9 protein-coding genes are annotated in these 7,711 nt (G+C 59.4%); 5 read left to right on the top strand and 4 right to left on the bottom strand.

The window, feature by feature from the left end; genetic code table 11:
* Positions 1 to 722: 722 nt before the first annotated feature.
* The 4 genes from npdG to BP858_RS10430 are packed head-to-tail and all read right to left on the bottom strand — an operon-like array spanning position 723 to position 4,027.
* Complete coding sequence (gene npdG / locus BP858_RS10445; protein ID WP_286879447.1) at positions 723 to 1,373, bottom strand: NADPH-dependent F420 reductase; 651 nt, start codon at positions 1,371 to 1,373, stop codon at positions 723 to 725.
* Positions 1,370 to 1,657: a thioredoxin family protein gene (locus BP858_RS10440; RefSeq protein WP_281767894.1), complete on the bottom strand. Its 288-nt coding sequence runs from the start codon at positions 1,655 to 1,657 to the stop codon at positions 1,370 to 1,372. Before BP858_RS10440 ends, npdG begins: the two co-directional genes overlap by 4 nt.
* A 58-nt stretch (positions 1,658 to 1,715) precedes the next feature.
* Positions 1,716 to 3,176 (bottom strand): preprotein translocase subunit SecD, encoded by a 1,461-nt coding sequence (locus BP858_RS10435; RefSeq protein ID WP_281767786.1) that lies wholly within the window; start codon positions 3,174 to 3,176, stop codon positions 1,716 to 1,718.
* A complete protein-coding gene (locus BP858_RS10430; protein WP_286879446.1) occupies positions 3,173 to 4,027 on the bottom strand; it encodes a protein translocase subunit SecF in 855 nt (284 codons plus the stop codon). The genes BP858_RS10435 and BP858_RS10430 overlap by 4 nt, the downstream gene beginning before the upstream one ends.
* A gap of 645 nt (positions 4,028 to 4,672) precedes the next feature.
* Here BP858_RS10430 and BP858_RS10425 point away from each other — a divergent pair.
* The 5 genes from BP858_RS10425 to BP858_RS10405 all read left to right on the top strand — a co-directional run.
* Positions 4,673 to 4,987, top strand: a complete 315-nt coding sequence (locus BP858_RS10425; RefSeq protein WP_281767788.1) for a DUF2551 domain-containing protein — start codon at positions 4,673 to 4,675, stop codon at positions 4,985 to 4,987.
* Positions 4,988 to 5,045: 58 nt separating this feature from the next.
* Positions 5,046 to 5,315 (top strand): hypothetical protein, encoded by a 270-nt coding sequence (locus BP858_RS10420; RefSeq protein ID WP_062264887.1) that lies wholly within the window; start codon positions 5,046 to 5,048, stop codon positions 5,313 to 5,315.
* 157 nt (positions 5,316 to 5,472) lie between these two features.
* Positions 5,473 to 5,880: an archease gene (locus tag BP858_RS10415; RefSeq protein ID WP_062264889.1), complete on the top strand. Its 408-nt coding sequence runs from the start codon at positions 5,473 to 5,475 to the stop codon at positions 5,878 to 5,880.
* A gap of 9 nt (positions 5,881 to 5,889) precedes the next feature.
* On the top strand, positions 5,890 to 7,326 hold the full coding sequence (locus BP858_RS10410) for an RtcB family protein (protein WP_286879445.1): 1,437 nt from the start codon (positions 5,890 to 5,892) through the stop codon (positions 7,324 to 7,326).
* A partial coding sequence (locus BP858_RS10405; protein WP_286879444.1) for a hypothetical protein occupies positions 7,323 to 7,711 on the top strand: 389 nt, incomplete at its 3' end. The genes BP858_RS10410 and BP858_RS10405, both read left to right, overlap by 4 nt.

The raw sequence follows: 7,711 nt of genomic DNA, 5'->3' as shown, positions 1-7,711 counted from the left end.
CAGAACCGACATGGGGGTTCAACCGAGCTTGAACCTCGCCGATCGCCAACCCGGAACGCAGTGCACCCATGGTCGCGTTCGCGCCAATGGGGACGGGCCTCCTCCCCGGTCCCCTCCTCCAAGGCGATAGCCACCACGGTCCAGTGTCCGGGGACAAGTCCGGGGAAAACCGGGTCCGGGCTATCCCCGTATTCCACCTGCCCCTCTAGAAGGTCTTCTCCGGAGCCTCTCCTGGAGCACGGCTTCCCACCATCGCCACGCACTGCTGCCCCCGGCCCACCGGGGGGCGGGGCGGGAGATGCTTTCGCCTATCGGCCTCATTCCTCATGGCGATATCCCTCCGTGAAACGATGAGTTGTGTAAATCCACCGCGACCCGCTGTCCTAGTACATCGTGTCATCTTATTTGAGAGATTTTTGGAACGTGCCGGGCTGGGCACTCTGGTCTCACGCGGGAGACCGCGAAGTTCGGTATAATCCCCGGCAACGCACCTTCGCGTCTTCGCGTCCTTCGCGTGAGGTGGTAATAGAGAGTACCAACGTCTCACGCAGAAGAGGGTGATGGGTGCGCAAGGCGGTACTATGAGATTTATAGATTTAAGCGGCAACAGGCCCTGGGGCAAAACTGGGGGCCCGTAGAAAACCCCCGCGGAGGGGAGCGGTCTTCGCACCGGAGAGCGAGACCCCACACTCCTCTGCAAAATCCTGGAAAATAACGTGATCTTATACAAATTTGATGCCGACGTCTCTCATCCTGTTGTAGCGGGCGATGTTGAGGAGGAGGGGTGTCACGCTCTCGACGATGGATGCCATGGAAAGCGGCCCCGCATCGTAGGCGCGGAGACTTGATACGGTGTTGACAAGGTCCATCACCTTCTGCTTTGCCTCGTCTTCGTCGCAGCAGACTGCGACCGAGTAATCCAGTTCCTCATCGAGCATCTTCCACTTGTTTGCGGCAACATTGTTGAACGCCGCGCAGACGGTCGCGCTCGCAGGCAGCATCCCCTTGATCATCATCGCCGCCGATCCCTCCGGTGGAGGGGCGTAGTAGAAGTGGGTTGTCCGCTCGATCGGGTTGACAGGGCTTACGACGATCTTGTCCTCAAACCCGGTCAGGGTCTTCAGAGTGGGGGCCACGTGTCTGAACGGTATCGCAAGAACAACGATATCACCCTCATCGACCGCACGCTGGTTGGTGACACCGAGCAGGCTGCACTCCAGTCCCTGCCCGTGCAGGGTCTCCCGGCATGCATCACAGGTTGCAATCGCCTTCGCCTCCTCGCGCGATCCCACGATCACGTCGTATTTCGGTGAGAGCCGGAGTGCCATGCCCTCCCCGATATCGCCGGTTCCGCCAACGATGCCGATCTTCACTGGCCCACCAGCGGCTTTAGGATGCTCTCCAGCGTCTCGAGGCTCTGGACGCCCACCAGTTTCCGGATAAGGGCTCCGTCCTTCTCGATGACGAGTGTGGGTACGAACTGGATGTCATATCTCGCGGCGTACTGCCGCGTCTGTTCGGAATCGATGCCAACATCGATCTTCCTGATCTCAACCTTGTCACCCATCTTCTGTTTGAGCTTGTCGATGATCGGTGACTGCTGGTGGCAGGGACCACACCATTCCGCGTAGAAGTCCATTAAAACCGGTTTTCCCATAGGTTGTAACCCCATTCACACTGTGTGTGAACGGGGCAATAAAGGTATTGTAGGATTGTTATTTTGAGAGGATCGCCATGATAACCTTCCCATACGCGGGTCTCGTGACCAGGATACCGATCAAGACACCGAGTATGGTGATGATAGCAAAGCCTCTCAAGGTGGAGAGGTCCATCAGCGCCAGCGGAAGCATGGCGATGACGACCGTCGCTGCAGCCACGACAATGATGCCCAACGCCCGCCCGTAGCGTTTCATGTAGAGGTTCGATGACGGGACGCGCCCTTCATGGAGAACCTCGTCCGTGATGATGACGAGCTGATCGATGCCGGTACCGATCACTGCTATCAGGCCGGCGATGGAGGCGAGGTCCAGTTGCTGGATGAACCGGGCGATGCCGAGCAGGATGATGATCTCGGAGAGGTTGATGGCCAGCATCGGGATCACGATCGAGGGCTCGCGGTAACGGTAGTAGACGACGACTCCGACGGTGAGCAGCGCGAGAAGCCCGGCAATGGCAACCGTTGTCTTGAACTGCTCGCCGAGCGCCGCCGGGACCGATCCGGACCCGACAACGTCCACCTTCACCGGCAGGGCGCCGGCGCGCAGGTGAATCTCGAGTGTCATCGCATCCTCAAGCCCCGCATCGCCGGTCCCGGTGGTGGCCGAGAGCGACTTGACCGGGGCCGATCGGATCTGTGCCGCAAGTTCCCCGGAGAGGGGGGCGCTGTAGACGGTCTCGTTGTCGAGGAGCATCACGAGGTTGTGGCCACTCGGGTTGTCGACCGCGCCGGATTTAAGGGCAGCCTCCCGGAACGCCTGGGCGCCCGAATCAGAGAGCGTGAACCCAACGCCCCATGTCTGGTAGTAGGGGTCCTTCTGCGGCACGCTGACGCTGGTGATCTGGTCCCCGAAGAGGACGTGTTCGGTCTGGTTCCCGGTGGTCTGGACCCGGATCTCGAACATACCCTGCTTGCCGACGATCTCCTGCGCGGTCGCCATATCCACGCCGGCAAGTTCTATCCGCACGTACTGCGGATACTCGCTTCCTGTCGGGGTGAGCAGGTTGATCTTTGCATCCTGCATCCCGAGGGCGTTCACCTTCTTGCTGAGGATCCGTTTGACGTCATCAGCGGTGTACTGGGATACACCCTCATGGTAGGTGACGATCTTTGCGCCCGATGCCGCAAATATCGGTTCGAGATCGGCACGGGAGACGTTCTTCCGGATCTCCAGGTGGTCTGCATCGATCTGGGTGACATCCGCCTCCAGGCTCTTCTGGAGGTTCTCTATGAGGTCCGCGACCGGTTTATCGGTAGAGTAACCCACGACCACAGACTGGAATTCCATCTGCAGCCATGAACCGCCCTCAAGGTCGAGACCGAACTGGAGGTTCCCCTCAAGCCCCTTCTCCAGGTTTGGGGGGGTCAGGTAGATACCTATGAGGGACCCGGCGACCAACACCAGCAATAGGGCGACCCGCCAGTCTTTGATGAGTTCGATGATAGTTTCGCGTTTCATTTTCTACCGCTCCGACGGGAGTATTCCTTGAGAATCCCTGCATTCAGCATCCATGTACTCATCAGAGATGCGAGGAGCCCAATGATGAGGACGGCCCCGATCTCGCTGATGATCTGGATCTGTCCTACCGTCGAGACGAGCCACATAACGACGACGGCTGAGAGCGTCGTGGTTGTCATGATGATCCCGGTCCTGAAGGCCCCGGAGAGTTTATCCTCGAGTTTCCCCTTGCGCTTGAGCACCCGCGTGGTCAGCAGGATGTTGCTGTCCACGGAGTAGCCGATCAGCATCAGCAGGGCCGCCGTTGTCCCGAGGGTAAGCGGAATGCCGATGACCTGCATGACTGCTGCAGCGATGGTGATATCCGAGATCGCCGCGAGAACGACGGCACCCGATGCCACCAGGTTCCGGAACGCAATGAGGACCACGATAGACATCCCGATGAACGAGAGGAGCACGGCAAAGAAGGCCTGGTCCTGGAGCGTCTTTCCAAACGTCTCCCCGATCTGATCTACCTTCACATCAGGGTATTTCTCGTTGATGAGCGCGCTGAGGCTCTGGTACTGAGCGTCGTCCATGGGACCAAACTGGAGGTATTTCCCGTTGCCGATACCTTCGCCCACCGATAACAGTGGATACGCCGAGAAGGTCGCCTCGATCGTCTCTCTGCTGTCTGAGGTGAAGACCGTGACCGCCGTTCCTCCTGCAAAGTCGATGCCCGGCTGCAGGGGCAGGCCGGTGGTGAGCGTGGTATAGCCTAGCACCATCCCGGCAATGAGGAGAAGAACGAGGGGCAGCGTCACCATCTGCCGCGGAGAGTATTTGTTGACGTCGTATCTGACAAATTCCATGCTGTATTAGTGTACGATAGTGATAGGTTAAAGGGTTGCTCATGGCAATAGCACAGGGGTCGGAATACGCCTCGATGGTCTCGTAACGGCCCGGCTCCTCTCTGATAGAATGGAGCGCGCCCCGGGCCCAGGCTCTCCCGGACCCGTTGCACAACAGAGACTGCGGTGCTTACGTCCCCCTCCCCTGTCCCCACCCCAGGGCGATAGCCATCACGGTCCACTGCCCGGGTGAGAGGGGGGATACTCCACGTTCACCAGAACCGACATGGGGGTTCAACCGAGCTTGAACCTCGCCGATAGCCAACCCGGAACGCAGTGCACCCATGGTTGCGTTCGCGCCAATGGGAGCGAGCCCCCTCTCCTCTCCCCCCGTGGCGATACCCACCACGGCTCGCTGCCCGGGGTGAGCCAGGGAATACCCGGATCCGGCCCCTTCCCCCTTCGTGGGTGAAGGTGAGGCCACAGGGATTGGCCTGTATCCTCTCAAAAAGGCTTCAAGACGGCCATAAATCCTTCCCTGGACAACAGGGGCGTTATAGCAGTCCTGGCCCGATTTCGTCAGACGGGAGTCGGCCATGGAGCAGAATCTCCGATTAAATGGATGAAAAGAAAAGATATATATAAAATACCGAATCACAAACACATATGAGATCACCCTCTGAGCTCAGAAGAGAGATCGAAACTCGACTCGAAGGTTATCTCTCACGGGACCGGGATGGCATCCGGCATGAGCTGCTCAGCCTCTTCGTGAAGATACGATCCCTGACGATACCGCAGATCTACGAGAAATTGCGGGAGCAGTTCTCTATCAGTTATCACTCCGTCGCATCCATGGTTGGCACCATCGCGGCCCGGATAGGCATCTTGCACGTGAGACGGAACGCGGAGGGAACCAACACCATTTACGAACTGAAGGACCAGTACGTGGATGTGGTGACAAATATCCTGGGAACAACATAGTACACGATTTAGATCATATCACTTTTTTTACCCCCGGAACCAATATGAGGGACTAATCATGCAGAGCGATACACGGGAACCAGCATCATCACGAAGCATATATGTCACAGAAGACGTCAGATCATACGTCCTCGGGAGGAAACGCGACTTCCGGGTGAGCACAGCCTGCAGTGGACCCATTCTCCTACCAACATCAGTAAAACCGCCAAAGATGACCGATCTGCAGGTTCCTGTCGGTGATTACACCATTTACATCTCAAAATACCAGGCCCGCTACATCGATTCTATCCACAAGGGGATGATCCCGATATTCTTTGATGGCTTCTAGTGGACCGTTTCATCTTAATTTGAGGGTACGTGGGAATGATCATCGCCGCACGCGAAGGACGCGAAGTTCGGTTGCTGGATGGCATAGTCCCCTTCGCGATCTTCGCGTCTTCGCGTGACACAACAATCGCATGAAAATATTGAATGCGATCTAGACCATGAGTTTCGAAGAACTGGATCATACGGCCGACGTCCTCATGCGGGTACGGGGCGCAACCATAAACGAGGTCTTCGCTGATGCAGGCCGGGCCATGTTCCACGTGATGTACGGCCCCTGCGAGGACCGGGGTATCGCGCGGCAGATTACCCTTGAGGCGGAAGACCTCGAATCCCTCCTTATCGACTACCTCTCGGAACTGCTCTTCATAACCGATGCTGAGAACCTCGTCTTCTGCACCTTCGACGTCGATCTCCAGGGCACCCGGCTCTCCGCCGTCGTCAGGGGCGAGCCCTTCGACCCCGCGCGGCATGCGGGGGGAACGCTCATCAAGGGTATATCCTACTTTGGGCTCGAGATCGTGAAAGAAGAAGATGCTTATGTAGTAGACATCATCTTTGATATCTGAGGGATCGATATGCTTGAAGGAATCAATAAGATCGGAGACCTCGAGTGGGAGGTCCCCGTAGGATACGTTCCAGATATGCGCGTGCCCGGCCGTTTCTTCCTCTCCCGGGCACTGGCAGAAACCCTCGAAGAGGGGGCCGTCCGCCAGCTGGCGAACGTCGCAACCCTGCCCGGGATTGTGAAACACTCGCTTGCCATGCCCGATATCCACTGGGGATACGGGTTTCCCATCGGCGGCGTTGCCGCGTTTGACAGGACCGAAGGTGTCATATCCCCCGGCGGGGTCGGGTTTGACATCAACTGCGGCGTCCGGCTGATCACGACGCCCCTCACCGAGGCCGATCTCGCGGGCAAAAAACGGGAACTGATCGAGGCGCTCTTCTCCGTCGTGCCGACCGGTGTGGGCGCAAGGAGCGCCATGCGGGTCTCGAACAAGGAACTGACCGATATCATGGTGAATGGCGCGCGATGGACGGTAGAGCGCGGGCTTGGCACCCCGGAAGACCTCGCCCGGTGCGAGGAAGAAGGCGCGATGCCGGGCGCAGACCCGGACTCGGTCAGCGCCAAAGCCCGCCAGCGGGGCATGCCGCAGATCGGGACGCTCGGTGCAGGAAACCACTTCCTGGAGATCCAGGTGGCACGAGAGATCGTCGACCCGGAGGCGGCCAGCGTATTCGGGATCGCTGAGGGGCAGATCTGTTTCATGGTCCACTGCGGCTCACGGGGTCTCGGCCACCAGGTCGCCACGGACCACCTGCGGATACTTGAGAACGCCCTTGGAAAATACCAGATACGCCTCCCCGACCGGCAGCTTGCCTGCGCTCCGATCGACTCTCCGGAAGGCCGCGCCTACTACGGCGGTATGGCCTGTGCTGCAAATTATGCCTGGGCAAACCGGCAGGTCATCATGCACGAGGCCAGAAAAGCATTCGCGCAGGTCTTTGGGATCGACTACGATGAGATGAGGCTCATCTACGACGTCGCCCACAACGTCGCCAAGTTCGAGCACCACGATGTCGACGGCGCGTCGATGGAGGTCTGCGTCCACCGTAAAGGCGCAACCCGGGCGTTCGGCCCCCAGGCTCCGGGCATCCCCCGTGAGTATGCCGCGGTCGGGCAGCCGGTGCTCATCCCCGGGAGCATGGGCACGTCCTCCTACCTCCTCCACGGCACGGCGACCGCGATGCAGAAGACCTGGGGGAGCACCTGTCATGGCGCCGGCAGGGTGCTCAGCCGGTCGAAGGCGAAGAAAGCGATCCGGGGAAGGGAGCTTCGGGAGCACCTCGCACAAGAGGGCATCCTGGTGCGGGCTCACCGCGACTCCGTGCTTGCGGAAGAGGCGCCCGAAGTCTACAAGCCGAGCCACGAGGTGGTGCGTGTCGTGCACGATGTGGGCCTCTCCGGTATCGTCGCCCGGCTGGAGCCGCTCGGGGTGATCAAAGGGTGATCTGCAGGACCGGGCTGCTCTGGGATGGCCCCCTGATGTTTGCGAGGCTCATCGAGGACTGTGGTGCCTGCTGCGAGGCGGTCAACCCCTACATGCTCGCCTCCCCGTTCTGGCGGGGCAGGTTTGTCTCGGTCATCGTGCCGACGGGGTTTGCAAACCCGGCCTACTCAAACCTCCTCCCGGCGCTCAGGGCCGCGGAGGAGCGCATCCGGCGTTTCGTCGAGAGCGGCGGGCGGTTGCTGGTCTTTGGCGCAGGCTGCGCCCGGGAGGACGCCTACGACTGGCTCCCGTTCCCGGTAACCTACTCGTTTGCGTATGGACCGCGTGCAGTCCGGTACACCAACGAGAGCGAATACACCTCCCTCTTCGACGGATACGACCTTGC

It is taken from the genome of Methanoculleus sp. UBA413 (genome assembly GCF_002502935.1).
In the GTDB taxonomy this organism is placed as follows: domain Archaea; phylum Halobacteriota; class Methanomicrobia; order Methanomicrobiales; family Methanoculleaceae; genus Methanoculleus; species Methanoculleus bourgensis.
This window is presented reverse-complemented; position numbering and strand designations above follow the sequence as displayed.

What these genes read in the sequence shown, in the direction of transcription:
- BP858_RS10440 (WP_281767894.1), bottom strand. Translation starts at nt 1,657, where the DNA reads ATGGGAAAACCGGTTTTAATGGACTTCTACGCGGAATGGTGTGGTCCC.
- BP858_RS10435 (WP_281767786.1), bottom strand. Translation starts at nt 3,176, where the DNA reads ATGAAACGCGAAACTATCATCGAACTCATCAAAGACTGGCGGGTCGCC.
- BP858_RS10430 (WP_286879446.1), bottom strand. Translation starts at nt 4,027, where the DNA reads ATGGAATTTGTCAGATACGACGTCAACAAATACTCTCCGCGGCAGATG.
- BP858_RS10425 (WP_281767788.1), top strand. Translation starts at nt 4,673, where the DNA reads ATGAGATCACCCTCTGAGCTCAGAAGAGAGATCGAAACTCGACTCGAA.
- BP858_RS10420 (WP_062264887.1), top strand. Translation starts at nt 5,046, where the DNA reads ATGCAGAGCGATACACGGGAACCAGCATCATCACGAAGCATATATGTC.
- BP858_RS10415 (WP_062264889.1), top strand. Translation starts at nt 5,473, where the DNA reads ATGAGTTTCGAAGAACTGGATCATACGGCCGACGTCCTCATGCGGGTA.
- BP858_RS10410 (WP_286879445.1), top strand. Translation starts at nt 5,890, where the DNA reads ATGCTTGAAGGAATCAATAAGATCGGAGACCTCGAGTGGGAGGTCCCC.